At 35.3% G+C, this 26,767-nt stretch carries 27 protein-coding genes; 12 read left to right on the forward strand and 15 right to left on the reverse strand.

The features are described from left to right. Positions 1–169 precede the first annotated feature (169 nt). The 3 genes from FEU33_RS06035 to FEU33_RS06045 form a co-directional block, all read right to left on the reverse strand. Positions 170–544 (reverse strand): nucleotide excision repair endonuclease, encoded by a 375-nt coding sequence (locus FEU33_RS06035; RefSeq protein WP_146548510.1) that lies wholly within the window; start codon positions 542–544, stop codon positions 170–172. Between the two features lie 771 nt (positions 545–1,315). Continuing rightward, positions 1,316–1,831: a thioredoxin domain-containing protein gene (locus FEU33_RS06040; RefSeq protein ID WP_146548511.1), complete on the reverse strand. Its 516-nt coding sequence runs from the start codon at positions 1,829–1,831 to the stop codon at positions 1,316–1,318. Positions 1,832–1,898: 67 nt separating this feature from the next. Further along, the gene (locus tag FEU33_RS06045; protein ID WP_146548512.1) at positions 1,899–2,651 is read right to left on the reverse strand and encodes a GTP pyrophosphokinase; all 753 of its coding nucleotides are present in this window, start codon (positions 2,649–2,651) and stop codon (positions 1,899–1,901) included. 176 nt (positions 2,652–2,827) lie between these two features. On the opposite strand from FEU33_RS06045, the gene FEU33_RS06050 reads away from it, so the two are divergent. Together FEU33_RS06050 and FEU33_RS06055 are read left to right on the forward strand one after the other, a co-directional pair. Beyond that, entirely contained in the window at positions 2,828–3,013 is a 186-nt protein-coding gene (locus FEU33_RS06050; RefSeq protein WP_146548513.1) for a hypothetical protein, read from the forward strand. A 331-nt stretch (positions 3,014–3,344) separates the two neighbouring features. After that, entirely contained in the window at positions 3,345–3,530 is a 186-nt protein-coding gene (locus FEU33_RS06055) for a hypothetical protein (RefSeq protein WP_146548514.1), read from the forward strand. 221 nt (positions 3,531–3,751) lie between these two features. Here FEU33_RS06055 and FEU33_RS06060 read toward each other — a convergent pair whose 3' ends face one another. The 3 genes from FEU33_RS06060 to FEU33_RS06070 all read right to left on the reverse strand — a co-directional run bounded on the left by FEU33_RS06060 (position 3,752) and on the right by FEU33_RS06070 (position 6,935). Then, the gene (locus tag FEU33_RS06060) at positions 3,752–4,924 is read right to left on the reverse strand and encodes a cation:proton antiporter (protein ID WP_146548515.1); all 1,173 of its coding nucleotides are present in this window, start codon (positions 4,922–4,924) and stop codon (positions 3,752–3,754) included. Positions 4,925–5,886: 962 nt separating this feature from the next. Continuing rightward, entirely contained in the window at positions 5,887–6,207 is a 321-nt protein-coding gene (locus FEU33_RS06065; RefSeq protein WP_146548516.1) for an AzlD domain-containing protein, read from the reverse strand. Further along, positions 6,204–6,935 carry an AzlC family ABC transporter permease gene (locus FEU33_RS06070; RefSeq protein ID WP_370467608.1) on the reverse strand — a complete coding sequence of 244 codons (732 nt, stop codon included), beginning with the start codon at positions 6,933–6,935 and terminating at the stop codon, positions 6,204–6,206. Before FEU33_RS06070 ends, FEU33_RS06065 begins: the two co-directional genes overlap by 4 nt. Positions 6,936–7,121: 186 nt before the next feature. Here FEU33_RS06070 and FEU33_RS06075 point away from each other — a divergent pair, with 186 nt between their 5' ends. Then, positions 7,122–7,478 carry a hypothetical protein gene (locus FEU33_RS06075; protein ID WP_146548517.1) on the forward strand — a complete coding sequence of 119 codons (357 nt, stop codon included), beginning with the start codon at positions 7,122–7,124 and terminating at the stop codon, positions 7,476–7,478. 222 nt (positions 7,479–7,700) lie between these two features. On the opposite strand, the gene FEU33_RS06080 is transcribed toward FEU33_RS06075, so the two are convergent. Next, a complete protein-coding gene (locus tag FEU33_RS06080) occupies positions 7,701–7,925 on the reverse strand; it encodes a KTSC domain-containing protein (protein ID WP_222433409.1) in 225 nt (74 codons plus the stop codon). Between the two features lie 148 nt (positions 7,926–8,073). Between FEU33_RS06080 and FEU33_RS06085 the strand changes: the two genes are divergently transcribed. Next, positions 8,074–8,598: a hypothetical protein gene (locus FEU33_RS06085; RefSeq protein WP_146548518.1), complete on the forward strand. Its 525-nt coding sequence runs from the start codon at positions 8,074–8,076 to the stop codon at positions 8,596–8,598. 82 nt (positions 8,599–8,680) lie between these two features. On the opposite strand, the gene proC is transcribed toward FEU33_RS06085, so the two are convergent. Together proC and FEU33_RS18710 are read right to left on the reverse strand one after the other, a co-directional pair. Next, a complete protein-coding gene (gene proC / locus FEU33_RS06090; RefSeq protein ID WP_146548519.1) occupies positions 8,681–9,475 on the reverse strand; it encodes a pyrroline-5-carboxylate reductase in 795 nt (264 codons plus the stop codon). Positions 9,476–10,122: 647 nt separating this feature from the next. Further along, positions 10,123–10,284, reverse strand: a complete 162-nt coding sequence (locus FEU33_RS18710) for a hypothetical protein (protein WP_186731331.1) — start codon at positions 10,282–10,284, stop codon at positions 10,123–10,125. Between the two features lie 220 nt (positions 10,285–10,504). On the opposite strand from FEU33_RS18710, the gene cyoE reads away from it, so the two are divergent. Beyond that, positions 10,505–11,452: a heme o synthase gene (cyoE, locus tag FEU33_RS06095; RefSeq protein WP_146549915.1), complete on the forward strand. Its 948-nt coding sequence runs from the start codon at positions 10,505–10,507 to the stop codon at positions 11,450–11,452. 175 nt (positions 11,453–11,627) lie between these two features. Here the strand turns inward: cyoE and FEU33_RS06100 are convergent, their stop codons facing one another. After that, positions 11,628–12,233, reverse strand: a complete 606-nt coding sequence (locus tag FEU33_RS06100; RefSeq protein ID WP_146548520.1) for a hypothetical protein — start codon at positions 12,231–12,233, stop codon at positions 11,628–11,630. Next, a complete protein-coding gene (locus FEU33_RS06105) occupies positions 12,226–12,840 on the reverse strand; it encodes a hypothetical protein (protein WP_146548521.1) in 615 nt (204 codons plus the stop codon). Before FEU33_RS06105 ends, FEU33_RS06100 begins: the two co-directional genes overlap by 8 nt. A 395-nt stretch (positions 12,841–13,235) precedes the next feature. On the opposite strand from FEU33_RS06105, the gene FEU33_RS06110 reads away from it, so the two are divergent. From FEU33_RS06110 to FEU33_RS06120, 3 genes are read left to right on the forward strand one after another with little or no spacing between them, the layout of a single operon-like run. Beyond that, entirely contained in the window at positions 13,236–14,375 is a 1,140-nt protein-coding gene (locus FEU33_RS06110; RefSeq protein ID WP_146548522.1) for an ABC transporter substrate-binding protein, read from the forward strand. A gap of 21 nt (positions 14,376–14,396) precedes the next feature. Beyond that, the gene (locus tag FEU33_RS06115; protein ID WP_146548523.1) at positions 14,397–15,398 is read left to right on the forward strand and encodes a FecCD family ABC transporter permease; all 1,002 of its coding nucleotides are present in this window, start codon (positions 14,397–14,399) and stop codon (positions 15,396–15,398) included. After that, the gene (locus tag FEU33_RS06120; protein WP_146548524.1) at positions 15,395–16,219 is read left to right on the forward strand and encodes an ABC transporter ATP-binding protein; all 825 of its coding nucleotides are present in this window, start codon (positions 15,395–15,397) and stop codon (positions 16,217–16,219) included. Before FEU33_RS06115 ends, FEU33_RS06120 begins: the two co-directional genes overlap by 4 nt. A 203-nt stretch (positions 16,220–16,422) precedes the next feature. On the opposite strand, the gene FEU33_RS06125 is transcribed toward FEU33_RS06120, so the two are convergent. Next, positions 16,423–17,433 (reverse strand): CAP domain-containing protein, encoded by a 1,011-nt coding sequence (locus FEU33_RS06125; RefSeq protein ID WP_146548525.1) that lies wholly within the window; start codon positions 17,431–17,433, stop codon positions 16,423–16,425. Positions 17,434–17,793: 360 nt separating this feature from the next. Then, positions 17,794–18,741: an aldo/keto reductase gene (locus FEU33_RS06130; RefSeq protein ID WP_146548526.1), complete on the reverse strand. Its 948-nt coding sequence runs from the start codon at positions 18,739–18,741 to the stop codon at positions 17,794–17,796. A 460-nt stretch (positions 18,742–19,201) separates the two neighbouring features. On the opposite strand from FEU33_RS06130, the gene FEU33_RS06135 reads away from it, so the two are divergent. Further along, positions 19,202–19,837, forward strand: a complete 636-nt coding sequence (locus FEU33_RS06135) for a LysE family translocator (RefSeq protein ID WP_146548527.1) — start codon at positions 19,202–19,204, stop codon at positions 19,835–19,837. A 490-nt stretch (positions 19,838–20,327) separates the two neighbouring features. Here FEU33_RS06135 and FEU33_RS06140 read toward each other — a convergent pair whose 3' ends face one another. Continuing rightward, complete coding sequence (locus FEU33_RS06140; RefSeq protein ID WP_146548528.1) at positions 20,328–21,590, reverse strand: glycosyl hydrolase family 18 protein; 1,263 nt, start codon at positions 21,588–21,590, stop codon at positions 20,328–20,330. Between the two features lie 397 nt (positions 21,591–21,987). Here FEU33_RS06140 and FEU33_RS18715 point away from each other — a divergent pair, with 397 nt between their 5' ends. Then, positions 21,988–22,431, forward strand: coding sequence for a hypothetical protein (locus FEU33_RS18715; RefSeq protein ID WP_186731332.1), 444 nt, complete (start codon positions 21,988–21,990; stop codon positions 22,429–22,431). A gap of 456 nt (positions 22,432–22,887) precedes the next feature. Here FEU33_RS18715 and FEU33_RS06150 read toward each other — a convergent pair whose 3' ends face one another. After that, a complete protein-coding gene (locus tag FEU33_RS06150) occupies positions 22,888–23,253 on the reverse strand; it encodes a helix-turn-helix domain-containing protein (RefSeq protein WP_146548530.1) in 366 nt (121 codons plus the stop codon). A gap of 149 nt (positions 23,254–23,402) precedes the next feature. On the opposite strand from FEU33_RS06150, the gene FEU33_RS06155 reads away from it, so the two are divergent. Beyond that, complete coding sequence (locus FEU33_RS06155) at positions 23,403–25,415, forward strand: type I restriction-modification system subunit M (protein WP_146548531.1); 2,013 nt, start codon at positions 23,403–23,405, stop codon at positions 25,413–25,415. Continuing rightward, positions 25,412–26,767, forward strand: coding sequence for a restriction endonuclease subunit S (locus FEU33_RS06160; RefSeq protein ID WP_146548532.1), 1,356 nt, complete (start codon positions 25,412–25,414; stop codon positions 26,765–26,767). Before FEU33_RS06155 ends, FEU33_RS06160 begins: the two co-directional genes overlap by 4 nt.

Here is a 26,767-nt window from a genome sequence, read left to right on the forward strand (position 1 = left end):
AAAGAAAATCCCCACTGGATAAAAGTTTTATATTCCAGTGGGGACATTCAAAATCCTATCCAAAAAGCATAAGTTTTGATGAGTCTTACATCACATAATAAACAGCAAGTTCTCATTTCTAAGATATTTCAACTTTAGATGGATAAAATTTACGAAGGGAAAGTTTCACTTATTCGTAAAAGACTTTATCCGTATTATATTTTGCACGTAATATATTAATGGCATATGTTTCGTAGATGTCGCGTTCCATTGGATCATCCACAAGAAATACTTCAATTTTATGAACTTCATCACGATGATCTTTTAAAGGGGAAACATGATCCTCAAAATGTTTTTTAACACGTTGACGCAATTTGCGTGCTTTTCCTACAAGTAGTAACTCATTGTCTTTGTTAAAGAAAAGGATAAGACCGCCCTTATCTCTCGGGATTTTGTGGAAATCGATAAATCCATAAATAGAAGGGATGATCGCTTCGCCTTCTTTTGGGTTTTGTTCGCGTTGGCGGATGACAACATCTGGTTTTGGTAATTCGATTTTAATCAAAAAATTCACGTCCTCATTTTCATATAAAGTTCATGCTATCATAAAACGGTAGGAAAAGCCAGTATAGCTATACTACCAAACGTGTGGATTAGGATGATTATGAGTCGTAACAATGAAAAATTCTTCACTTTTAACTTCGTGTATACTGATTGGAACGGAGGAATAAACACCTCTAATTTTAAGAGGGGGCTGCCTTATAAGTCCATATTAATAAAAGATATCGGGCATGTTGATTATCCAATCTTGTTCACAAAAATATAGAGTATTTGTTGATTTCCGCTACGGCTTGCTCGCTTTCCTGCGGGCGAACGCTGGGGGCAACAGGATGTTGGTCACGGAGTCGTTGCCACAGGACGTGGCGCCCTTAGACTCCGTTCCTTAATCGCTTCGCTGCGGGGTCTCATCTGCTCGCTTTTCCCGCGGGAGTCGAGCAATCCTTCGCTTCAATCTATATAAATGGAGATAAGAATACAGCATTTTTTTTAATGAAACTAAATATTTACTCTGATTTTTTCCTAATCAACATGCCTGAAAAATGTAGTATTCCACTGATAAAAATCTGTCCTTCTTGATTATTGGAATGGAAGGCGGTGACTCTTCAAAAATGCATACTCATTTCCTTCGCTCAGTGCTAGTCTAGGGAGCTTATTCAAAGTCTTGCAAGAAGCGACCGCCTGCAACGAAAATCAACAGTTTAGAAATGACAAAATAGTCATTGGATTGAATGCAAAACGAATACTTAATACTTTTTGGAAGCTCCTTCTTTTAGTATTATTCTTTTGAAAGTTGGTGTTCAATTTCATAGCGAAGTTCATCTGCGTCCAATTCTCGTGGATATTGGAATTCTTTGTGGTTGATAAAGATCGTTGGAACCATTGTAATATGTCGTTCGATGGTTTCGCCAAGTATCTTCAAGCTGATTGAAGTATTTTCGGATCTTTCAATTAAATCATATTTTTTTTGCAACATTTTTTTGATTTCGTGATTTGTTAAGTGGTTCCATTCTTTTTGAGTGGCAAAGAGTTCTTTTATAATTTCGCGAGTTCGATTTTTTTCACTATAGTGTAGAAATGTATTAATCAACGCGCCATTTAATAACATGGCTCTTGGTTTATCAAAATGTTTGACCACAAATTCAACTTTTCCGTCATTTATGTATGGTGTTAAGACTTCCTCTGCGATGGCATAAAAAGTTGCACAATACGGACAGGCTAGATTTAAGAAAACCTCAACTTTTACAGGTGCTTCTTTACTTCCATAATTCAAATATGCATTTTTCACTGTCATTTTATCACTCTCCATCAAAAAATTATATCGCATTATAATTTATTGCTATTGATTTTATCAATATTTATCAATTGTTGTTATTGACCATATACCCTGTGACTTTTTCAATTTCATTGAATAATAAGCGTTCTGTATCAGTTTGCTCACCGATTACTTCTTCACCTTTGAAATTGGCCTTTTTTAAGCGTGTGATTTCCGTATTCAGATTTTCCATTTTTCTATCTAAGTGAGCAGCTGCTTCCGCGGCCTCTTTTAACTCATCTGTGAGATAGTTAGGTATTTTTTTGTTATAATTATAGTAGATTTTATGTTCTAAGCTTGCCCAGAAATCCATCGCAATTGTACGTATCTGCATTTCAACATAGACATGTTCTTCTCCATAGGTCATAAATACAGGTATTTTCATAATAATATGAAGGCTTTGATAGCCATTGGGTTTTGGAGCTTTAATATAATCTTTTATTTGGATCACTTCGATATCTTCTTGTGATTGAATCATTTTTGAAATACGATAAATATCTGAAACAAATGAACAAATAATTCGGATTCCAGCAATATCATAAATATTTTCTTGAATCGATTGAAGGGAAAGTGGAAGGTTCTTTTTATGAAGTTTTTTTAAAATACTTTCCGGTGATTTAACACGCGTATTAATATGTTCAATCGGATTATATTCATGAATCAATTGGAATTCTTCTTGTAAAATATTCACTTTTGTTGAGATCTCATCAAGGGCAAATTTATAAAGAAGCATCCTTCGTGTAACATCTACTCTGAAATCTTTAAGATTTGATTGATTGGTAATTTGCTTTTCGACCATTTTTGTCCCCCTACTTTAATATAATCCCCCTACACTTATTTTCTCAAATTTGATATGATTTAGCACGTGTATTGTATCAATAGTGGTGATATTATTAAAAAATGAATAAATCTTTCGAAATGATGCTTGACATATTTTTGTATTTAGCTATGTTTTAATAGAAAGGAAGATTAAATATGAATGTTAAAGTACTTTTTCTAAGAATTATTGCCATTATCGTTTTTGTGGCAGGTATCTATATGGTGCAAGTGAAAAATGGGGCAAGCTACTATTATTTGTTGTCACTTGCCGCTTTTGCAGCTTTCTTTTATATTGATGATTATGCAAAAAGGTCAAAGGGGAACAATAGCAAGAATGATTGATAAACGCGATTCAAAAAGCAATGGATGAAGATTGTTAGAAGATGACTATGGTATTTTAGAGGACATTTTCATTTCAAACTTTCACCAAAAGCCGTGGTTGATATTTTGAACATGTAGTGTCAGTGGACTGGAGCCAGTTTGACTCTTGGGGATAGTGTTCAGATGGGATGATATGGAGCGAATATGAAGTGGTCCCTTGAAAGGTGCTGGCAGAACGCAAGTCAACCTCAAGTTATGGCGATGAGTCAATTTTAAAGTATAATAGTTACAATCTTGAAATATATTTTTACAAAATGATAGAATGACAACATGAAATGAAAGGGTGAATCATTTGAAAAAAGAATGGAACTTTGTGATTGATGGTACAGAACATTTTAGGAAAACGATGGAGGAAGCATGTGCGGATTTACCCGTTGAAACTAGAGATGGAGAACAATATGTGACCGTCAAATATAAAGATTTTCAAAAACTAATGGAATTTTATATGAAAAAACATTCTTCGGACCTGCCGTTTTAATAGCAAGAAAAGTTTCTATTCTTCGCATCGTTTCCATTAAGCCGTGTTCTAAAACATTTTATGTGTAAGGGAGAGAGGCTTTGCACAATAGACAAAGAAATGGAGTTTTATCTCGCATTTGAGTGAAAAATTTATAATTTTGAGACTCAAGTAAAAAAGCAGCTAGGAGAAAAATTTCTTCTAGCTGCTTTTGTGTATTGCTCATGTTAAAAATATATAATTTAGTGAACAGCGTGAGATTGTTTTTCAATTTCGTGTTGTTCTTTTTTATTGATACAAATTTTTAATAGTGGTGGTGTCACGATCGTTGTAAAGACAATTGCAATAATCATTGGTGTGAAATATTGTTGGGAAAATAATCCTTTAGAAAAGCCAATATTAGAAGTAATCAATGCAACTTCTCCACGTGAAACCATGGCGGTACCGATCAAAGTGGAGGACAATAGATTAAATCCAGTAATTTTGGCACCAAATCCGCCACCGATTATTTTCGTTATGACAGCGACTATACATAAAACAATGATCAACCAAATATGATCCCCGATCCCTTCAAACGTAACGGATAAACCAATACTTGCAAAGAAAACAGGAATAAATAAAACGCTAACAGACGGTGAAAGCTTATCCTCAAATTGTTCACGGTGCTTGTCACCTGCAAGTGATAAACCTGCAAAAAATGCACCAATGATATTACTAATTCCCATATATTCAGCAAAATAAGCATAACCAAAACATAATACAACAGCAAAAATCATAGAAAGATCAGGAATTTTAAATTTGTCGATGGATTTTGAAATGATCGGTATGACCTTCCAATTGCATAAAATAATGACGGCAAAGAAGATCACTTGTTTGAACAGAACCATGGAAATAGATATGTTTCCACCGACTGTCAAACTCAAAACGATCGCTAACAGGATCAAGCCAATAATATCATCTGCAATGGCTGCTCCAAGTACAGTAGCACTTTCACGGGTATTCATTTGACCTAATTCACGGAACGTTTGCACAGAAATACTAACGGATGTGGCTGTTAGTACAATCCCTAAGAACAAAGAATGGGAAGGGTCCATACCGAAGCCTATTCCCACAAAATAACCTGCTAACAGTGGCAAAACGACACCAAAGGATGCGACGGATAAAGCAGCTTTTAAGTTGGAGGTCAAATCCTTCAAATTCGTTTCTAAACCCGCAAAGAACATAAGAAAGATGACCCCTAGTTCACTGAAAGTTTGCAGCATATCATTGTTTTCTACTAGTCCTAAAATAGCAGGACCGATTATTATCCCTACGATAATTTCCCCAAGAACACTGGGTTGTCCTAATTTTGTAGCTATAAATCCAGCAATTTTAGTTGCTAGGATGATTATAACTAATTGTATAAGTAACTCCATAAACAAGGCCTCCGATAAAAGTTTAAAGATTCGAACAATTCATCATTACGACAGAGGCTATAAACTCTGTAAAATATAAACCCCAAGCTTTCTTCAATAAATAACATGTTTCTATCATAACATATTTTTTCAGAGAATAAGAAAACTGCTAGCTATTTTTAGGATAAAGATTCTTATCTTGTAGGAACTGATCATAAGTCTACCGCAAGATTTTAAAAATTCAATAGAAGATAAGCAAGAGTTGAAGCACTCTGCTGATTATGGAAGATTCTATTATAACGGTTTCGGTTAACAATTTCACAAGAAAAAAGTAAATTTTTGCGGAAAAGTAAATAAATCAAGTTTCTTATAGAAATAGAGTCTTATCATTATAGATTCCCAAGGAAAAGCGCCATTTAAGCGATTTGAATGTGTCTATCAATAGTATATGAAACAGAACTTATCAAAAAAGAAGATTTTGGAAACCATTTGTAGAACGTTCTGCATACAATACATGAGAAGCAGCTTTAGATCATAATCGTAGTTATTCATCTGGAGGGATATAGATGAAATATGGAAATAAGAAACGAATTCAGCAGCTATACAGGGAGCAAATGCGCAACAAAAAAGAGAAAGAGATGAATTTCATAGAAACGATTTTTATGATTTTGATCGTCGCTGTTCTAATTTTTTTTACTCATTTCATAGGATGAATTTATCTTCATTCACAATTTTCTGAGACGAAAGCAAAGCGACAGAACCCCTTGTTTTTGTGGCAAAATCAAAATGTTAGCTGCAGAAGACACCTCCTTCAACAACTAGCTTGTTAATTGGAAATGTAGTGTACGAATCAGTGGATGACCAAACGTTCACTGAATGAAGATAAAACCTCCTCCAAACACAATTACGTCGAGGCGTAGTGGACATAAAGGGCTACACTAATAAGATGATACTTATAGTGTAGCCCTTCTTTTATTAAACGATTATACGAAAAAGCGAATGGCCGCCATTGAGATTACGCCTACAATGACTGTAGTCGATAAACTTTTTGTCCTAATAGCAACGATTACGGTAGGAATGAATGCAGCAAAAACTGGCCAATCTAATGTTACGAACGAGCCGTTTGTATCTAGCAAATTTTCTACAACCAATGCGCTTAAAATACAAATGGGAATAAATGAAAGCCATTTTAACACTACTTCAGGCAATTTTACATTACGAACAAAGATAAATGGAATAATTCTTGGTAACCATGTAACAAGTGCACACCCAACAATGATCCAAATAATAGAAGTTGTACTCACCGATCAATCACCACACCAACAGTAGCCACAACGATTGTCGAAATAAGAACCGCTAAGTGAGAGGGCATAAAATATGAGAAAACGTACATACATAGGGCAATTAAACCGATTAACAAAAGATTTTTTGCAAGTTTTGTTTTTCCAACGCTTGCAAGTTGTAAGATAAGCAATGCCACAAACATTGCCGTCAAAGCAAAGTCCAATCCCCATTTTTCAGGATGAGCAATCCATTGGCCTAAAAAAGCGCCTGCAATACATGAAGCAATCCAAACTAAATAGGCAGTTATATTTAAACCATCCATCCATTTACCGCTTATCTTTTTGGTCCGCATAATTTTAGTTATTGCAACGCCAAAAGTTTCATCAGTCAGTAATGTGCCAAATCCAATATTCCGTATGACCGAATAATTAGTGAAATTGGGAGCAAGTGTTAAACTCATTAAAAAGTGCCGTAAGTTTACGATGAATATAGTAAAAATAATGGCTGATGCGGGAGTACCTGAAAGAATTAGGGCACAAAAAATGAATTGTGCGGAACCAGCATATACTAGTATGGTCAGCAGAGCTATTTCAAATAATTTTAATCCAGAAGCAGATCCTACTACGCCAAAAGCTAATCCAATGCTTATGTATCCTAATAATGTTGGTATACAATCTTTAATACCTTGTAGGAAAGAATCCTCTTCATGAAAACCAACTTTATCCATGGTTTCTGTATGGCTATTCAAGAAAATCACCTCTTGCAATATCATAGTCTATAAAGAATACAACAAAAACAAACCAATTTCCAATACTTAAAAATATGAATCTATTTCATCATAAAAAATTGTCATCAATATGACAAACATTCGATCTTTTGATAAAATAGACACGATTTTTGCTTTTACTGTATTAATGAAGTGGAAGGTGGACATATGGCGTTTAAAAAAAGCATCATTCCTACAATAGCTATTGTCCTGTTGGTCATGGCCGTATTTTTTCTTTATATTGATTTTGGAAAACAACAAAAATATGAAGATACATTGGACTATTTAATGAATAATCAAGAGTATTATGAGAGTGATATGAAGAGTATTATTGTAAAATATTCTGTAACAGGTATTTGGCAATCGCATATAAATGAGTGGACGATACAAGTTGTATTTAATGATGAACCAAAAGCAAGATATTACTATCATGTAAATGGTGGAAAAATCATACAATCTAGTTATGCAGGAACAACAGAAAACGACTTTTTCATGCATTCTGAAAGGGAGGAATGTAACGATTAACACATATCTTAGCGATCTCAAAAGTAAAAATAGTATGTTAGGAGTATTCCTAGCACACTATTTTTACTTGATTACGGGTAAGGCTACATAAAATCTTCTTGCGGGAAAAAGATTCAGCAGGAGGTTAGCGAGTGACGCTACTTATCCTTGTCTATTCTAAACAACCACCCGTAGCAAAATCGGCTAGATTAGCAGTATGATTGGACTGATTGGGATTCTCCATTAAGAAAGGTTTTGCAGTCTTACATAGCGATATTTGTCTTTTATAAATTGCTTAAAATAACGGCCAGGCGATTCAGCTTCTATTAACCCGTTGTAAAGCGATTCTGGAACACCGTAGTATTCGAAGACACCATCTTTTATAAATTTAATCCTTAAAATCATTGCATTTGGTCGATAGCCGACAGAAGCTAATTTAGAAGAAGTCACTGCTTTCATTTCCATCATAAATCTCCTCCTTAAATAACTGGTCTATAAAATAAGATTAACAGATATTCGTTTGAAATGAAAACGTTTACTATTAATTATTTGTAAATATTTCAAAATCTCGTTTTTATTATTTAAAATTCAATATAATAATAGTAAGGAGGTTGTGATGTCGAAAATTAAACAGTTTATAACTTTTTTAATTATTTCAAATTTATTGACCTTGATTTTTATTGCTTATTCATTAATTCAGCATAATGTTTATCAAGATCGTTACCTTATAGATGAAATTCAAGTACCTCTTGTTCAATTACAAGCTACGATACAATATCAGGCGGAAAATAAGTGGAAAAATCCAGAGCTTATTTCATTTCAATCCACTAAAGTTCAAAATGCAATTGATCATGTTATGCGAGAATCCTATCCTTCAAACGGGAAGTTATCAAAAAGAGAAAAATCTAATTTATTTCAGATTGAGCGAGTGCTACGGAATTTGCCACAAAATAGTGATTATGCCGTTGCCAAATGGAAGAAAGCTGATAAGCAGAATGCAGTGGCTTTTGAAAAGACATTAAAAAATGTAGGGTTAACAAAAAATGCTGAAGTTTTAGATGATCGTAAGCGGTTTATGCGACAGTGTGAGACAGTTGCGAAGGAATCTGCAAGATATATGAAAGGACATCAGCAAGAATAAGAAGGGACTTACACTACAAAAATAGCATGCTGGGAAGATAACTCCTAGCATGCTATTTTATATACTTGCTGAGAAGTTATGCTTATGCAAGAGAGTGGTCTTTTTTTATGACAGCGTTGACGGCATCAAAAATGGTACTTTCAAATTGATCATTCTGCAGTGAAGTGACACCCTCAATTGTCGTTCCTCCAGGTGAGCAAACTTGATCGACAAGTTCCCATGGATGTTCATGGCTTTCCATCACCATTTTTGCACTCCCCAATACAGCGCTTGAAGCGATTTGAAGTGCTTGTTTCTTATCCATCCCTGCTCGTACGGCTGCTCTAGCTAATGTATCAATATACATATAGCTAAAGGCAGGAGATGCCCCGGCAATAGCGGAGAAGATGGTGAACTGTTCCTCCGGTAATTCAACGATCGAACCGATTGTTTGGAATAAGGTGATGACCATTTCTTTCGCTTCATTTGTTGCATTTTTTGAAGCACTAAAACATGTTGTAGAAGCACCAACAATCGCATTGATATTAGGCATTACACGAATAATGGTGGTAGCCTTAGAGAGATTAGCTTCCAAATAGTTGATGGATTTTCCGGCAGCAATAGAAATGACTGTTTGGTTAGGGAATAAGTGTTCATTTACTTTTGGAAGTAATTCAGCGAAAGATTGTGGTTGAACTGCAAGAATGATTACATCTGCTTTCATCACTTCTTCCAAAGTGGTGCACCCTGTAATTTGATAGGTATCCACTAAATTTTTTGTTTTATCGAATGATCGATTGAATCCTAAAATATCAGCAGCTGTAAAATGATTATTTTGAACCATTCCTTTAATAATGGCAGTGGCCATATTGCCAAGCCCAATAAAACCGTATTTCAATTTATAAAACACTCCTAATAGAATACTTTTGAACGAATATATTAAGTATAGAGAGAAAAAATACTTTTGGGTAATATTTTATCTTGATTCAGCAATGTTTTATGCGACGAGAGCAAAGCGACAGGTACAGAAAACTCCTACCTCTCTCTATAGATAGTGAGATGAATGCGATTTTATCCCGCGTTAACGGGCAGTAAGACTCCCGCCTCAAGGTTTAGAGAGAAGCGAGAAAGATAGGTGGGGGATCAACTGCCCGTAAAAGCCCGATTGGTTCGGGACAACAGGATGTTGGTCACTCAGGTGTTGCCACAGGACGTGGCGCTTTTAACCTGAGTTCTTCTATTTCAGTGGGGGATGCCCCCACTGATGGAAGCTTCACTTTATTTCCAATTCAACGGGTGTACAAACATATACTGAATCAGAGAAATTCAGGCTAAAAGGCCACATTCTATAGCATCGAGTGTTCTTGTATATCCCTAAATAAAGGAAAACGAGAAAATCATGTCATTATTGTGACATGATTATGTAATTATTTATATTCTACTTAAGATTTGATATGATCAAAGTATTGTTGTTGTTTTTGGCTACATGAATATTTGTGTTCAAGCGCTTTTGATAGGCTCTTCTCAAAAGTCGAGATTGATAGTTTATGTAGTGTAAATGGACTGAAGCGGAACCAATGCGACCCTAGAGGTTAGCGACCAGATGCGACCTTGAAGCGAGCAATTGAAAGAACGGAGTCTAAGACCGTGTCCTGTGGCAACGACTCTGTGACCAATGTCCTGTTGCCCTAAACTAAAGCGGCTCATATGACGCCCCCTAGAAAGTATATTGATAGAGCGCAATCAGCCCTAAGTTGCGTTGATGAGCCTTTTGATAAGGAAAAAATAGGATGGATATTGCCAAGCGATTTGATAGCACTTTGCTTTAAATAGATTCAACAATTGAAACATTAAATATGAAATTTTATCAATTAGTTGTTATAATATAGTGGCGCTCTTGCTATGAAAAGGAATGAAAAACGAAATAATGGGTAGTGACACAAAACGAGATCAAGCATCACAAGATACAGCTGTCACTGTATCGAAGCCATCAATGTCAAAAATAGTAGCGATGACAGTCAAGACAGGCATTATAAAATCAAATCTTATTCCGATGGTGGCCGGTTTAACGCTAGCACTTTATACGTATGAGTTAAATCCATTCGATCGATGGCTTGATATTATTTGTGCGATTATTGGTGCAGCATTTGTAATAGCTGCTGCAGGTGCTTTTAATAATTTATACGATAGAGATATTGATGCCATTATGCAGCGTACGAAAAAACGCCCGACTGTAACAGGGGATATCAAAATCATATATGTATGGATCATTGGAATCGGTTCTATGATAATTGGATTAATAGCTCTTTATATAGCATCGCCATTAGCATCGTTACTTGGATTTGCAGGTCTTTTCTTTTATGTCTTTCCATATACGATTTGGACTAAAAGACATACTGTGTATAATACAGAAGTCGGTAGTATTTCTGGTGCGATGCCACCGTTAATCGGCTGGGCCGCAATTCACCCGAATATTATGCATCCTGCGGTCTTGGGATTATTTGTCATTACGTTAATCTGGCAAATGCCTCATTTTTATGCGATCGCTATTAGAAAGCAAGACGATTATCGTGTAGCGAATGTTCCGATGTTACCAGTTGTAAAAGGGATGAAACGAACTTATATTACAACGAATATCTATTTGGTTCTATTAACTGCTAGTTGTTTTTTGCTAGGTACGTTGAGTAAAGGATTAATGTTAGTTGCCTTGTTGCTAAGTATTGCATGGCTTGTGATGAATATTTACGGTTATCATAAAAAGGAACCAAAGAAATGGGCAACATTACTTTTTGTCTATTCACTGTTTCATATGACGATTCTTTTTTCAACAGTTATTATTTATTCGATCGTTGGTCTATTTTTAAAATTACATTAAAAAACTCGGCATTTCCATTGCGAAGGAAATGCCGAGTTTTTTTCTCATATTAACAATGTGTAAGCCCTTACTTTAAGATGTATATAACAAGCGAATGGGGATTTGGGATCAACTGTTGTAAAGGTTTGCTTGGCTCAACGAATATATAATGATGGATGAAATTTCACTCTGTATGTTATATATTACCAATGGCTAAATAGGGAAAGAATCCTTCCAGAAAGCGTTCAGTTGCTGGCATAAAATAGGAGCCAAAATGATAATCAGGATCTAAAGTTGTAATGATCCAAGTTCCTTTTGTTGAAATACGATCTATATATAAGAATGCGCCACCATCCTCAGCAGTAATAATCTTTTCACATCCTTCAGGAGGCCAAAATACACCATGCTGATGCCAAGTTGCATTTTCAAGCGGGATATAGTTGAAAAATTCATGTTCAGGAAGATTCGCAATAAGTCCGCTTTTTGCATTTTTTTCAAGCCACCACCAAAAGTTTGTTGGTCGTTCCTCCCATTTTTGATTTGGTAGCCAATTCCATGGTTGTGGACCAAGGGCAACGACGATTTTCCCTTCGTTAGCAAATGCATGGATTTTAGGAGCAGCTTCTAATAATAATTGTTTATGCAATTGTGAAGGGACGACTAAAACATCCAGTTCATCTAAAGATGTATTTTGAAATTCAGGTAAATAGATTAACTTGTGGATATATTGATTGAATTTAGGTTCATGAAAAGTTTTATAGTGAACATCATTTCCACTATAGACAACGCCTATTTTACGCATGAGTTTGTACCTCTCTTTCTAACCATGTATAAAGTTGATCGGGAATTCTACCAGTTGTTTTATGATTCGAACTATAACCCAATAAATCTCTTCCCGCATGAACAAGGATTGTTCCGGCACTACTACTGCGATCAATATATGTTACAGGATGTCCACTTTTAAAACGCAATAATACCTCTACATCATGGGAAACTGGATGATAACCGCGAGCAAAAAATCCTGCAACCCCTTTGTTATAAGTCATATCTCCAGTTGTAACACCATCGAAAATACCAGAATCATTGTTAGTCGTAAAAACTTCATAATCGGAAAAAGTCTGAACTCTTTCAGGGATAAACGGTGAAACCCCTGGCAACCACATTCTAAAAAGATGCCCACAAAAAACAACAATTTTTTGATCAGCTAGAAAATTTTCAATGATGTTTTTCTGTTTTAATAAATATTCTTGATCGACAAAATTCGAGATAACAAGAACATCTATATTTGATAAATCTTGTTGATCCAAGTCATATTGATCAATTTCTTTCCAAGTTTTTTCTGAATGTCGACTGCTTTCTCCAAACGCATGCATAGGATCCAGTTTTAAAATCGTTAATTTTTTATTCATTTTATCCTCCTTGTAAATGATAATGATAATCATTTAAAACACATCCCCCATTATACAAGACATTATTTAATAATCAAACATTATTTTTGATACATAATTGATGGTTTGAAAGCGTTTTTACATCATTTTCGTGCTTTGTGTTTTATTTTTTGTCGAATTATGTCGAAAATTTATAAATGATAATCAATCTCATTGAATCGAAAATAATTATCAACTATAATGAGAATCGTTATCATTTAAAATAATTCAAGAAAGCAGGGGTCATTTGAAATCAATTGTGTATTCATATATCCATATATAAGTTTCCAAAACGGTGTTTTAGAGCGGGGTATTGCTCGATTGAATCTATATAATCTTCCATATAGATTTGCAAAATGGTATAGAGGTGAGAAAAAATGAAAAAATCGAGATTAACATTATTAGCAACTACAGCACTAATCGCTGCTTTAACAGCTGGCTGTGGTTCAAACGACGCAACAAACAATGCAACAGATTCTAAAGATAAAGCAACAACTCAAGAAGAAAAAGTTGTACAGGATCAGTTAGGACGTGATGTTAAAATCCCAACTAAAGTCGATCGCATTGTGACAGGAGGAATCTTACCATTCTATTCAACTTGGTATGTTGCAACAGATTCAACCAAAGAAATAGTAGGGATGCATCCAAATTCATATAGTGCTGCTAAAAATTCGATTTTAGCAAAAATTTCTCCAGATGTTTTAAAAGCTGATACATCGTTTGTCAAAAATGGTGAAGTTAATGTAGAAGAATTAATGAAAATAGATCCTCAAATATACTTTGAAGGCACAGCTGATGAAAAAACGATTAAAAAGGTTGAGACTACAGGAATTCCTGTTATGGGGATCAAGGCAATTGACGCAGTAAAAAATACGGAGCCAATGGGAACCTTTAATAGTTGGTTGAAAGTGATTAGTGATATTACTGGAACGACAGAACGCACGGACCGATTTTTAGATGAAGGTAAACAAGTTCAAAATGAGTTAAATGAAAAATTAAGTAAAGTAAAGGAATCTGAAAAACCACGCGCAATGGTATTGTTCAATCATTCAAAAGATTCCATTGTGGTAGCTGGAAATAATTTCTTTGGTAATCAGTGGTTAAACGCTACTGGGGCGAAAGATGTGGCACAAAAAGATATCGTGGGAACAAAAGAAGTGAATATGGAACAAATTTATAAATGGAATCCAGATGTCATCTACATTACCGATTTTACGGCTACACAACCAGAGGATTTATTAAAAAATAAAATTGCTGGGCAAGATTGGAGCCAAGTAAAAGCAGTTCAAGAGGGGAAAGTTTATAAAACGCCAGTCGGAATTTACCGTTGGTTCCCACCAAATGGGGATGCACCATTAATGTTGAAATGGATGGCACAAAAAAATTATCCTGATTTATTTACTTATGATATGAAAACAGAAATAAAGAATTATTATAAAGATTTTTATTCTTATGATGTATCAGATGACGAAGCTGAAAAAATTCTTCACCCATCCTCTGATTCAGCACTACAGTAATTGAATAGGGAATGACTATAAATGAAAAAATGGACAATCGCTTTATGTTGGATTCTTCCAATTGTTGTGGCACTTGTTTCCTTAGGAATTGGTCGATATACCATTGACTTGCCTGAGATTCTGAAAATTTTGTTTTCACATGTTTTTCCCCTTCCTAAAACTTGGTCAAATATGGAAGAAACCGTAGTGATGAATATTCGATTACCTCGAATTTTATTGGCTATTTTGATCGGTGGGGGATTATCCATTGCAGGTGCTAGTTTTCAAGGAATGTTCGCCAATCCATTGGTGTCGCCTGATATTTTAGGTGTTTCTGCAGGAGCTGGATTTGGTGCTTCCTTAGGAATATTATTGTTCAATACGGGTTTTATCGCACAATTTTTTGCATTAATATTTGGACTATGTGCTATTGGTTTTACATTCATGATTGCTGGATACAAAAAAGATTCTCCACTCTTTATGTATGTATTAGCTGGTGTAGTAACTTCAGCATTGTTTCAAGCATTGGTTTCACTGACAAAGTTTGTAGCAGATCCAGAAGACAAATTGCCAGCCATTACTTACTTTTTAATGGGGAGCTTAGGAACAGCATCTTATCATGATTTAATAATCGGTGGTCCAATTATTATCATTGGTATGATTATTTTATATATATTGCGCTGGCGCATTAATTTACTTACATTACCAGATGATGAAGCAAAATCACTGGGAATTCCCCTGACTCGGTTGAAGTGGACCGTTATTTTCGGCGCAACGTTGATTACGGCTGCATCTGTAGCAGTAGCAGGAATCGTTGGTTGGGTGGGGTTGATCATTCCACATGTTGCGCGTATGCTAGTTGGAAATAATAATCAGCATGTGTTACCAGTGTCTGTTTCAATTGGAGCGGTTTATTTATTGCTTATTGATACCGTTGCTCGTTCCATTACGGCTACCGAAATTCCTTTGTCTATACTGACAGCCATTATTGGAGCTCCTTTCTTCGCTATATTATTACGAAAAACAGGAGGCGGTTGGTCATGAAGATTGAAGTACAAGATGGCAACTATTATTATGACCATAAGAGAGAACAACGACCAAATCTATATGAAACAGATATAAACTTCACGTTAAATAATGGAGAAATAATGGCTATACTTGGACCGAATGGTGCGGGGAAGACAACGATGCTAAAGTGTATTACAGGGTTGTTGGAGTGGAAAAAAGGTCAAACTTTCATTGATGATAAACCATTAAAAAGCTATAGTCGAAAAGAGATTTGGAAAAGAATTGGCTATGTTCCTCAGGCACATAAAATGATATTTGGCTTCACGATCGAGGATTTAGTAGTAATGGGACGTGCACCCTATATCAGCATGTTGGCGAAACCAAGTAAAAAAGATTATGAAGCCGCCTATAAGTCATTAGAAGCTGTTGGTATTTTACATTTAGCGAAAAAATCATGCAATGAGGTAAGTGGTGGAGAATTACAATTGGCTTTGATTGCTCGGACACTAGTATCAGATCCGGAAGTATTAATTTTAGATGAACCAGAATCGCATTTAGATATCCAGAAACAAATCATTATTCTACAAACCATCAAAAAATTATCAACTGAACACGGAATCTCTTGTATCATTAATACGCATTATCCCAATCATGCCTTTTATCTAGCTAATCATGTATTGATGACAGCCAAGAAGAAGAAAGTGATTCATGGTAAAGTACGTGAGGTAATGACTGAGCCACAAATGAAAGAATACTTTGGCATTGAGTTGAAGAAAATAATATATGAAGAAGATAATTATTTATTAGAAACAATGGTACCAAAGGAGCTTGGACAAGAAAAAAATATAATCTTTTGATGATTTCTTTCTTATTCAAATAGATTGAGAGTACTTTTTGAATAGCTATCAATACTGTAGCTTTACACTATAGGAAACTTGGGAATTTTTTAGTTTTCTATAGTGTTTTTTTCATGAACGGCAGTAAGATCCCTTAGATGCAAGGAAAAAGTAAAGATCAACTACCCACAAAAGCCTGATTGGAAACTCCTATAAAGTAGAATTTAAAATGGTCTATAGAAATTAATCGTATAATAGGGAACATTATTGGCATCGAATGCTACACCAACGCCAACATGTGTTAGCTTTGGATTTAAGATGTTCTCCCTATGACCAAGGCTATTCATTAAACCTTCATGAGCATAGATACTGCTGTATTGACCGTAAGCAATATTTTCAGCATACATTTGCTCCTTATAACCTGCAGCTTGCATTCTAGTATAAGGTTGGCTGCCATCACTGCCGGTGTGTGAGAAGTAGTGATTGTCTATCATATCTTGGCTATGTTGTCGGGCTTGTCCTGTTAGACCTTTATCGTAAGTTAACGGTTTTAGCCCAAATTCAACACGACTTTCGTTGATAAGCTCAACCATCAACGTTTCATATGCAGCTCTTAACTCACGACTAGCTTGTCCATAATATCCTTTTTTCTGCATTTCAATATTTTTCTTTATATACTGAACGGAACGGAGTTTATAATGATTATGTTGGTCAAAAAAGAAGGTGACAAAATAACCATCTATATGATAGACCAATTGTTCTTGGTCTTGAGAAAGTTCATAAACTATGTTTCCTTTTTGGATTTGTGAAAGTGGTGTTCCCAGTTTTTGTTTTAATGTGTTGAAAGTTGTTTTACCTGTGGTGGCTCCAAATATTGTACGATTTTTTCCAGCGATATAACCTCCATCATTATTGGGGAGTAGTAAGGTAAAGTTTTGGTAATGATCTTCGTATACACGCCACTTTTTATGATATTCACTGGCCAACGTCATTTTGGCCTTGTCAGTCATCTTAGGTATTCCTAATTCATCCACTTTTATTTCTTTAGGCTGTTCTTCAGCGATTTCTTTTTGTTTCTGAAGTTTTTTGATGGTTTTAAGCGCTTCATCTTTTACATCTTGGCTGGCTGTCGTTATTTGCTCTACTAATTTTGGATTATCTTTTAACTCTTGACTAACTCTATATCCAACAAAAATGACGATTATTAATAGTAATATTTTGAATAGTTTGACCATATATTCTGCTCCTAATTTAACTCTTACTGGCATTATAAAGTATCTATTCGTCATTTGTCAGATATTATGATTGAGCAATTGTTATGTTTAAAATAAAGTGAAACTCCATCAGTGGGGGTTTTCTTCATCCCCCGCTGAAATAGAAGAACTCAGGTTAAAAGCGCCACGTCCTGTGGCATCACCTGAGGGACCAACATCCTGCCCGCCCGAACCAATCGGACTTTTACGGGCAGTTGATCCCCCTTCTATCTTTTTCGTTTCTCTCTATATCTTGAGATGGGGGTCTTACTGCCCGTTAAAGCGGGATAAAATGCAGAATTTGCTAGGATAAAATGCAAATTCTGCTTTTTAGCAGTAGTATTAAGAAAAAATTTGATCGATTAATGCGATTTCATCGGCTGTCAGTTGTACTTCCAATGTTTTTAGATTATTTAATACTTGATCAGCACGTTTTGCACCAGGTATAACTACATCAATAGCTGGTTGTGTTAAATACCAAGTCAATACGATATGTTGGACTTCAACACCTTTTGAATGAGCAATTTCACGAAGCTTTTCAACTTTTGCGAGATTTGCGATGAACGCTTCACCTTGTAGATGAGGCATTTTTGCGCGCAAATCGTTAAATTTAGTATCTTTTGTATATTTACCAGCAAGAATTCCTGCGGCTAATGGAAAGTATGGAACAAAAGACAGTTGGTTTTCAATCATGTATGGGAAATAGTTTTGTTCTGCACTACGATTAATCAAATTATATTCGCCCTGAAAAACATCTACATAGCCATCTTGATTGGCTTCTTTTAGTTGCTCAGGGGAGAAGTTTGAAACACCGATTGCTCGAATTTTGCCTTCATCTTTTAATTCTTTTAGAGCACCTACGGCTTCGTATTTTGGTGTTTTTTCATCTGGGAAATGGATATAAAAAAGATCTATATAATCGGTATTTAAACGACGCAAACTGCTCTCTACTGCATCTTGTAAAAAGGCGGGGGAATTATCAAAAGTAATGTGTCCATCATTGTTTACAACATGGGCTCCTTTTGTTGCTAAAATAATATCTTGACGTTTTCCGCTTTCTTTGATGACTTCGCCGACTAATTCTTCTGAACGGCCTACTCCGTAGATAAATGCAGTATCAATAAAGTTTACGCCATGTTCAATGCCTTCTGAAACTAGTTTTTTACCAGCCTCTTCATCTAAATTTGGATATAGATTATGTCCGCCGACAGCATTCGTACCCAGTCCGATTGGATTTACATATAAACCAGACTTTCCAAGTTGTACTTTTAGTTGATGATCAATTGCCATAAGAAATTTCCTCCTTCGCTTTCATAATAGTTCATGAGCGGAAAGCAGCAGAACCAGTATAGTGGTGATTTTTTCAGTGTTTAAAAATCTTATTTTTAGGGAACGGCATATTGTATGACTTTTTTCACTGCTATTTATACTGGTTCAATTTCTCATTTCCACCATCTTCATCTTAAAAGATTTCATCTATTAAATGCAAAACATTAGAATTCTATTATTTAAAATTTTGTCCGGAAGCTTGACGTCTTGTCTCTGACTTTCATTCTTTCTGTATGGAGGGGAGAAAACTTTATGGACGGAAGTTTCACTTAATGACTATATTGACTTATTATACATTTTTAAGCATAATAATACTGAAAATGAGAAGACAAGCTTTTGTTGAATATGGGAATGTTGAATATTTCATATATCATATTGAGAGAAAGATTGTTTGGCAAAGTAAAAGGAAAAGGGGATTTAGTTGGAAATTTATATTAAATATTTATTAGTTGGACTGGCAATTGCTTTACCTATCGGTGCAATTACAGTTGAAATGACAAAACAAGGCCTAAAAAACGGTTTTATCCACGGTTGGGCAGTTGGATTAGGAGGAATGACAATCGATCTTACTTTAATATTCGCTTTATATTTTGGGCTCGCCTCTGTATTGTCATTACCATATGTCCAGATGCCACTATGGATTATTGGTGCATGTTTTTTAGCTCTGCTAGGCTATGATTCGATCAAAAATGCAGATCATGACATAACATTAGCTGGTGAAAAACCAACAAAGTCTTTTTGGAGTACATATAAAAATGGAATACTAGTTGCAGTTTCTCCAGGAAATTTGGTATTCTGGGTATCTGTTTTTGGAGCCGTCCTTTCAGAATCATATAAGTCGACACATTCTGGAAGTTTTATCATTGCAGCAGTTGGTGTATTATCAGGTATTTTAGTGCATGATATTGGGTTACTTTCAATTGTTGCAACAACAAGAAAAGTAATGAGTAAAAATATGATCAAATGGAGTTCTATCGTTGCAGGAGGACTATTATTTATTTTTGCGGGTTATTTCATATATGAATTTTTGAACGATTTGATCAAATATATCCGTTAAAAAAAGAAGAGTGGATCAATTGTCTGCGACCATCAAATCCACCTTCTATATCCATAAAGAAAGGAATATCCCAAAGCTAAGCTTAAAGGATATTCCTTCAGGTGTATTCATTAGGAAAGAATAGGTGATAAATTTGGCGTAATTCTAAAAAGACAGGTATTTTTAGCTCCATTTATGTAGATCTTCGCTACGGCTTGCTTGAGTCCTTGAAAATGCATGCGCATTTCCTTCGTGTGGTGTGGATTCAGGAAGTCCATTCGATGTCCCGCGGGAGAAGGAACAGTTGAGACCTTGCAGCGCAGCAATTAAGGAACGGAGTCTAAGGGCGCCAACGTCCTGTGGCAATGACTCCGTGACCAACTCCTGTTGCCCTCAGCGTTCGCCCACAGGAAAGCGAGCAGGTCGTAGCGGAAATCAACGAACACAACTATATTTTGTGAGGGAAATTGGATAATCAACACTCTGGGTATTCCTTAAAAATGAAGCTACCTTATAATATTCTCCTAATATTGAAGAACTCTCTTAACAAGACCGCAAATTGTGTAAATGGTAATCCAAGATGCCAAGATCCGATGCCTCTTAATCGATGATCCGTAATAAGTTGGAGCTTTTGAGCAAGTCCTCTGGCATCTTCAAACCAAACTACGTGTCTTCTCCCCATATCATCCCAGTAAGTAAAGAATGGTTGTTGGTATTCAGCAGAATAAGAGATTGGCACATTATGGCTCATGGCAGTTTTGTATGCATCTGCAACGGAAATAGCTTTAGCACTTACAGATGTTCCATTAGACATTGTCCAATCATAGCCGTAGCGCGGTACACCAAGAATCACTTTGTTTGCTCCCATCGTCTGAATCGCATAGTTAACAGTTTTTCTTACTTCGTTGATCGGTGCTACAGGACCGGGCTGGCTACTTGCTTCGTGCCAATCGTATGCCATCAGGAAGACGAAATCGACAGCAGAACCGATGCCTCTATAATCATACCCTCTATTCCAAGAAGGGCTATCATCACTCGTTTTGAATGGCAAAGCTACTGAAATGGAGTATCCTGCTGGTTTTATGCGATTTCGTAATTCTCTTAAAAAAGTTGTAAAATGATCTCTTTCTTCAGCAGGAACCAGTTCAAAATCAATATTCACTCCAGCATAGTTTCTGCTCCTTAATAATTCGTCAATATTATCGATTAATCTTTGTCTTATCGTTGGAGATGATAAGACTTGTTGCACGATATAGGGGTTAAAACCAGTACTTGTGAGATTAGTGATAACAGCTATTGGTGCCACAAAGTTTTGTCTAGATAGATTCACGATTCTTTGATCGTCCAATGGGCTTAAATCTCCATTAACATTTACATGATGTTCAAAAATACCAAAGTAAGTATTCAGTGGTGCATACGTACTTGTAATCAATTGATCGTTTTCAGGGGTAGTAGGATATATATAGCCAAAGCTATACGCGTTGTATCTGCTTCTTGGAGGAAGATATAGTTGCATACCAATGGTCAGGGCATTTGACTGGAGACCATTATAAGCTTTGATCCGTTCAATAGGTACCATAGCCATTTGAGAAATAACGTATAGTGAATCGCCGGGCTGAACAATATATTGATCTGTTGGAATAAGTAAATCTTGACCAGGAACGATTTGATCGGATGATAAACCATTGGTAATTCTAATACTATCCATGGTTACACGATATTTGTTCGCAATGGAAAAGATGGAATCACCGCTTTGTACGACATAAATAAACAAAAAACCGCCACCTTCAAATTTAGTCGTCAATATTAGGATATGATACCACTAAAAAATGGAGATAACTTTTTACCATTTACGATTTATCCCGCATAAACAGGCAGTAAGAAACCCCTATATAAGGGTTTAACTAAAAAAGCAAAGTTAGGATTCAAGTAAAGGCGGATGAACTGCCTGTAAAAGCCTGATTGATTCAACTAACATCAGTAGGGAGAATAAAACCTCTATTATAAACTTTCACTTTATTTATCAAAAAAAATTTACTTTAGCGGTTATCTGAAACCGTTGTTGATTCAATTTGTGGGGGAGCTTATGTTATTTGACCAACACGGGCTATGGCTGAGGAACAATCACCTATTTCTACATATATTACCTTATGATGAAAGGAGGGATTTAATTGACTTCACCACAATCTGGACCAGGAGGGCAAAACTTCTGGAGGCCAACATTGCCACCAGGAGGAGTGCCAGGAGGGGGACTACCACCATTTGGGCCACCAGGAGGAGCACCAGGGGGACTACCACCATTTGGACCACCGGGAGGAGCACCAGGAGGGGGATTACCACCAGGGGGACCACCGCCAACAGGACAAATGCCTACGATTGCACCACCAAGATTTGCGCCATCAAGACCTTCTTGGCAACAAGGCTCTATCGGTATAAGTTCCTGTCTATTCTCCAATACGTATATATGGACAATTGAAGGTGGAAATTTCTGGTTTTATCCGATTGTAGTAACAAGAGATCAACTAATTGGCTATCGATGGAGCAACAGAAGAAATCGTTGGAGTTTTAGAACTGTAAGTAGAAGTAATATTTGGGCATATCAATGTTTTAGATAGAAATATATTCATTCTAGGCTATGTATTTATGATAAACATCATCATTCTCTATTTTATCCTACATTAATTGGTAATAGATCATTGCTAAAAAAATTTCTTTTTAATCGCTTCAACTAACAACACCCAATGGGGAACGAAGAAAATCTCCCATTGGGTGAAGCTTTATTTTAATTACTGATATGAAATAAGGATTTTTCTACAAAATTTGTATGAATCCACGATAATCCTCGGAACGTTTTAAGGTTCATCTATCCTCCGCAACTTCATATGACCAGCTTCTAGCATTGGTGACTGTTGCTTATGCAAATTAAATTTCATCAAATAAAAATGGTAAAAAAGCATTAAATACTATTTCAAATAGTAAATTTATGATACATGCGATTTAACTTGTATAGAGGACAGGTACCATGATCAAGGTAAAACACTATGATAACTTCAGGGTAATTATAGCTACTTTTATTTTTTTTTCTTTTTTTCATCTATAGTATCTAAGAATTTTGTAGTTATATCTACTATATATTTAATCTCATCTAATTCTCTTTCCCGTAAAACGGAATTATGTAAATACAAGAGGGTTTGTTTTTCTTTAATTTCAGTTTTACCAGCAAGCTTACTAATATTAAATAAATCATTAGGATGGATCTCTAATGCATCCATGATATTTTCAAGTGTTTCTAATTTCATATTGACTTTTCCACATTCAATATTTGAAATTCGTGGTCGACTTATACCAGTCATTCCAGATAATTGTTCTTGAGATAACCCTTTTGCTTCTCTATACAATCTTAATTTTTCCCCGATCAGGGTTAATAATTCTGACATCAATCTCACCTCTTAAATAAAAGGCTAGAGAATACCCCAATAAAAATATGTATACTTAAAATATACTTATTATAAATATGTATACTTTAGTGGTACAATTTTGGTAAAAACATTTTATTTTTTTACCAAGAGACGGAGTGTACATAGTAGTGATAAATTTCCAAGATAAAGAAAGTTTCATTTGGTCGATCGCAGAAATCTTGCGCGGTATTTACAAACCAAAAGATTATGGAAAGGTGATTTTGCCTTTAGCGGTTTTGCGTCGTTTCGACTGTGTATTAGAGGATACAAAAGATGAAGTATTATCTAAATACGAGGCCTTAAAAAATATCAGCGAAGATGCACGTGAACCCATCCTAAAGAATGTTGCAAAACAAAATTTCTATAATACAAGTAAGTATAACTTTAAAAATTTATTAAATGACGCTGATCATATGGCAGATAACTTACGGGACTATATTAATGGCTTTTCAGCAACTGCACGTGACATCATGGGTTATTTCGAATTTGATAAGCAAATTGACAAGATGGAAAACAATGATTTGCTATACATAACGATTAAACGTTTTGGCGAATTAGATTTACATCCAGATAAAGTGTCGAATGTAGAGATGGGTTATATATTTGAAGATTTGATCCGCCGTTTTTCTGAACATGCAGAGGCTGGGGATCACTATACACCTCGTGAAGTCATCCGTTTAATGGTGGCATTATTATTTATGCATAATGCTGATATTTTAACAAAACATGGCTTAACACAAACTCTGTACGACTGCGCAGCTGGAACAGGGGGGATGGGTTCAGTTGCACAAGAATATTTACAAGAGTTAAATCCTCATGTAAATCTTGAATTTTTTGCACAAGAGATTAATGGAGAATCCTACGCCATCTGTAAAGCAGATATCCTTATCAAAGGAGCAGATGCACATCATATACGTCTAGGAAATACATTATCAAACGATCAGTTTAAAAACAATAAGTTCAACTATCTGATTTCAAATCCACCGTATGGAGTAGACTGGAAATCATATCAAAAGCCCATTTTAAAGGAACATAAGGAACAAGGCTATAATGGTCGTTTTGGTCCTGGTACACCTCGTTCAAGTGATGGACAATTATTATTTTTACTTCATTTAATTTCAAAGATGAAACCAGTCACGACCGAAAATCCACAAGGTTCACGGTTAGCAATTATTATGAATGGTTCTCCATTATTTACAGGAGATGCAGGATCAGGGGAAAGCGAGATCCGTCGCTATGTACTGGAAAATGACTTAGTAGAAGGTATTGTTGCACTACCAAATGATTTATTTTACAACACGGGTATTTCAACATACATTTGGATTTTAACGAACAACAAATCAGCTAATCGTAAAGGAAAAATACAGTTGGTCAATGCAGTTCATTTCTCAAAAAAGATGAAAAAAAGTATTGGCAAAAAACAAAATGAAATTACACAACAACAAATCGAAAAAATCGTTCACATGTATAGTGAATTTAGAGAAGGCGAGTATGTAAAAATCTTTGATAATGAGGATTTTGGTTACTACAAAATCACGATAGAACGCCCATTACGTCTAAACTTTCAAATAAATGATGAACGAATTGAAAAAGTAGTAAAGGACAAGGTGTTTCAAAGTCTCGCGACATCAAAGAAAAAAGGCGAAAATGATTTAGCAGAAATAGAGGCAGGTAAAATCGTTCAAACTAGGATCATCAAAATCCTCCTTAATATGAAAAGTAAAACAATTTATAAAAACCGTGAGGAGTTTATAAAAATACTAAAAGCGGCATTTAAAAAAGCAGATATCTCAATAAGCACCCCCATATTAAAAGCCATTTTAACTGGGTTATCAGAAAAAGATGAAACAGCGGATATTTGTAGGGGAAAAAAAGATGAAGTCGAAGCAGATTCAGATTTACGGGATACGGAGTATGTACCTTTAAAAGAAAATATCCATGAATACTTTAAAAGAGAAGTAGCACCACATGTACCTGACGCATGGATTGATGAATCAAAAACGAGGATAGGCTATGAACTGCCATTTACTCGCCAGTTCTATAAATATACCAAGCTTCGCAGCTCAGAAGAAATTCTGGCTGAGATTAAAGAGTTAGAAGTAAGTATCAATGAGCAGTTGAAGAAGGTGATGGGGTCATGACAATCAATGTGTATCCTAATTATAAATATAGTGAAATTGAATGGATTGGAAAAATCCCTATAGATTGGGAAATAAAAAAGCTAAAATACCTTGGCGAAGTAATCACAGGTCTAACATATTCACCTGAAGATGTTGTCGATGAATCAGAAGGTTGTTTAGTTCTAAGATCCTCCAATATCAAAGATGGTGTCATTACTTATACAGATAATGTGTATGTAGACATGGACATACCAGAAAAGCTGCTTACCCGTAAAAAGGATATATTAATCTGCTCTCGTAATGGGAGTAGAAAACTTATAGGGAAAAGTGCCCTGATTGATCAAAAAAGTGCTGGTTTAACTTTCGGTGCTTTTACAACGGTATTTCGCTCAAGTCACTCAGAATTTTTAGCCTATGTTTTTCAATCACCTTTGTTCAAATTTCAAATTGGGTCTTGCTTAACTTCAACGATTAATCAATTGACGGTTGGAAATCTGAATAGCTTGCAAATTCCTTTTCCACCACATGATGTTCAGAAAAGTATCGTCGATTTTTTAAAGGAAAAAACAGACAAGATAGATCGTTTATTGATGTATAAAGAAAAATTAATAAAACTTCTAGAAGAAAAACGTCGAGTAATGATTACTGAAGCTGTAACAAAAGGGCTACAGTCAAATGTCAAGATGAAAGATTCAAATGTTGAATGGGTTGGGAAAATACCGAAACATTGGGAAATAAAAAAGATCAAATATATTTTGCAATCTACTAAAGGTTCGATTAAAACAGGTCCCTTTGGAAGTGAGTTAACGAATAGAGATATGGAAGCTTCAGATGTAAAAGTTTATAACCAAAGGACCGTGTTGGATCAAAACTTTGAAAAAGGCGAGTATTATATTTCAAATGAAAAATTTAACGAATTAAAAGCGTTTGAAGTCAAGCCTTTAGATTTGTTAATCACTACAAGAGGGACGATCGGTAAAGTAGCAATCGTTCCAAAAGATGTGGAAAAAGGTATCTTACATCCTTGTCTCATTAGAATGCAGGTCAACCAATCGATGGTCAATCTCTCATATTTAGAGTATATCTTTAACGACACAGATTTGATCAAAGAACAAATTTATTTATTGAGTAATGCAACGACTATTGAAGTGATTTACTCTGAAACATTAAAAAATATTAGTATTGCCATCCCCAATACTATTCAAGAGCAAAACCAAATTGTGGAGTATCTGAATCGGGAAACTTTTAAAATTGATCAAATAATCAACCAAGTAAAATTACAAGTCCCAAAACTAAAAGAATATCGCCAATCATTAATCTATGAAGCAGTTACAGGAAAAATTGATGTGCAGAATATAGAAATTGAAGCGTAA

The organism is Rummeliibacillus suwonensis (genome assembly GCF_007896435.1).
Lineage (GTDB): Bacteria > Bacillota > Bacilli > Bacillales_A > Planococcaceae > Rummeliibacillus > Rummeliibacillus suwonensis.

Bases quoted from the DNA above. Each gene is read 5' to 3' on its own strand.
- FEU33_RS06040 (WP_146548511.1), bottom strand. From the start codon at position 1,831: ATGACAGTGAAAAATGCATATTTGAATTATGGAAGTAAAGAAGCACCT.
- FEU33_RS06045 (WP_146548512.1), bottom strand. From the start codon at position 2,651: ATGGTCGAAAAGCAAATTACCAATCAATCAAATCTTAAAGATTTCAGA.
- FEU33_RS06050 (WP_146548513.1), top strand. From the start codon at position 2,828: ATGAATGTTAAAGTACTTTTTCTAAGAATTATTGCCATTATCGTTTTT.
- FEU33_RS06060 (WP_146548515.1), bottom strand. From the start codon at position 4,924: ATGGAGTTACTTATACAATTAGTTATAATCATCCTAGCAACTAAAATT.
- FEU33_RS06075 (WP_146548517.1), top strand. From the start codon at position 7,122: ATGGCGTTTAAAAAAAGCATCATTCCTACAATAGCTATTGTCCTGTTG.
- FEU33_RS06080 (WP_222433409.1), bottom strand. From the start codon at position 7,925: ATGATGGAAATGAAAGCAGTGACTTCTTCTAAATTAGCTTCTGTCGGC.
- FEU33_RS06085 (WP_146548518.1), top strand. From the start codon at position 8,074: ATGTCGAAAATTAAACAGTTTATAACTTTTTTAATTATTTCAAATTTA.
- FEU33_RS18710 (WP_186731331.1), bottom strand. From the start codon at position 10,284: ATGAGCCGCTTTAGTTTAGGGCAACAGGACATTGGTCACAGAGTCGTT.
- cyoE (WP_146549915.1), top strand. From the start codon at position 10,505: ATGGGTAGTGACACAAAACGAGATCAAGCATCACAAGATACAGCTGTC.
- FEU33_RS06100 (WP_146548520.1), bottom strand. From the start codon at position 12,233: ATGCGTAAAATAGGCGTTGTCTATAGTGGAAATGATGTTCACTATAAA.
- FEU33_RS06105 (WP_146548521.1), bottom strand. From the start codon at position 12,840: ATGAATAAAAAATTAACGATTTTAAAACTGGATCCTATGCATGCGTTT.
- FEU33_RS06110 (WP_146548522.1), top strand. From the start codon at position 13,236: ATGAAAAAATCGAGATTAACATTATTAGCAACTACAGCACTAATCGCT.
- FEU33_RS06115 (WP_146548523.1), top strand. From the start codon at position 14,397: ATGAAAAAATGGACAATCGCTTTATGTTGGATTCTTCCAATTGTTGTG.
- FEU33_RS06120 (WP_146548524.1), top strand. From the start codon at position 15,395: ATGAAGATTGAAGTACAAGATGGCAACTATTATTATGACCATAAGAGA.
- FEU33_RS06125 (WP_146548525.1), bottom strand. From the start codon at position 17,433: ATGGTCAAACTATTCAAAATATTACTATTAATAATCGTCATTTTTGTT.
- FEU33_RS06130 (WP_146548526.1), bottom strand. From the start codon at position 18,741: ATGGCAATTGATCATCAACTAAAAGTACAACTTGGAAAGTCTGGTTTA.
- FEU33_RS06150 (WP_146548530.1), bottom strand. From the start codon at position 23,253: ATGTCAGAATTATTAACCCTGATCGGGGAAAAATTAAGATTGTATAGA.
- FEU33_RS06160 (WP_146548532.1), top strand. From the start codon at position 25,412: ATGACAATCAATGTGTATCCTAATTATAAATATAGTGAAATTGAATGG.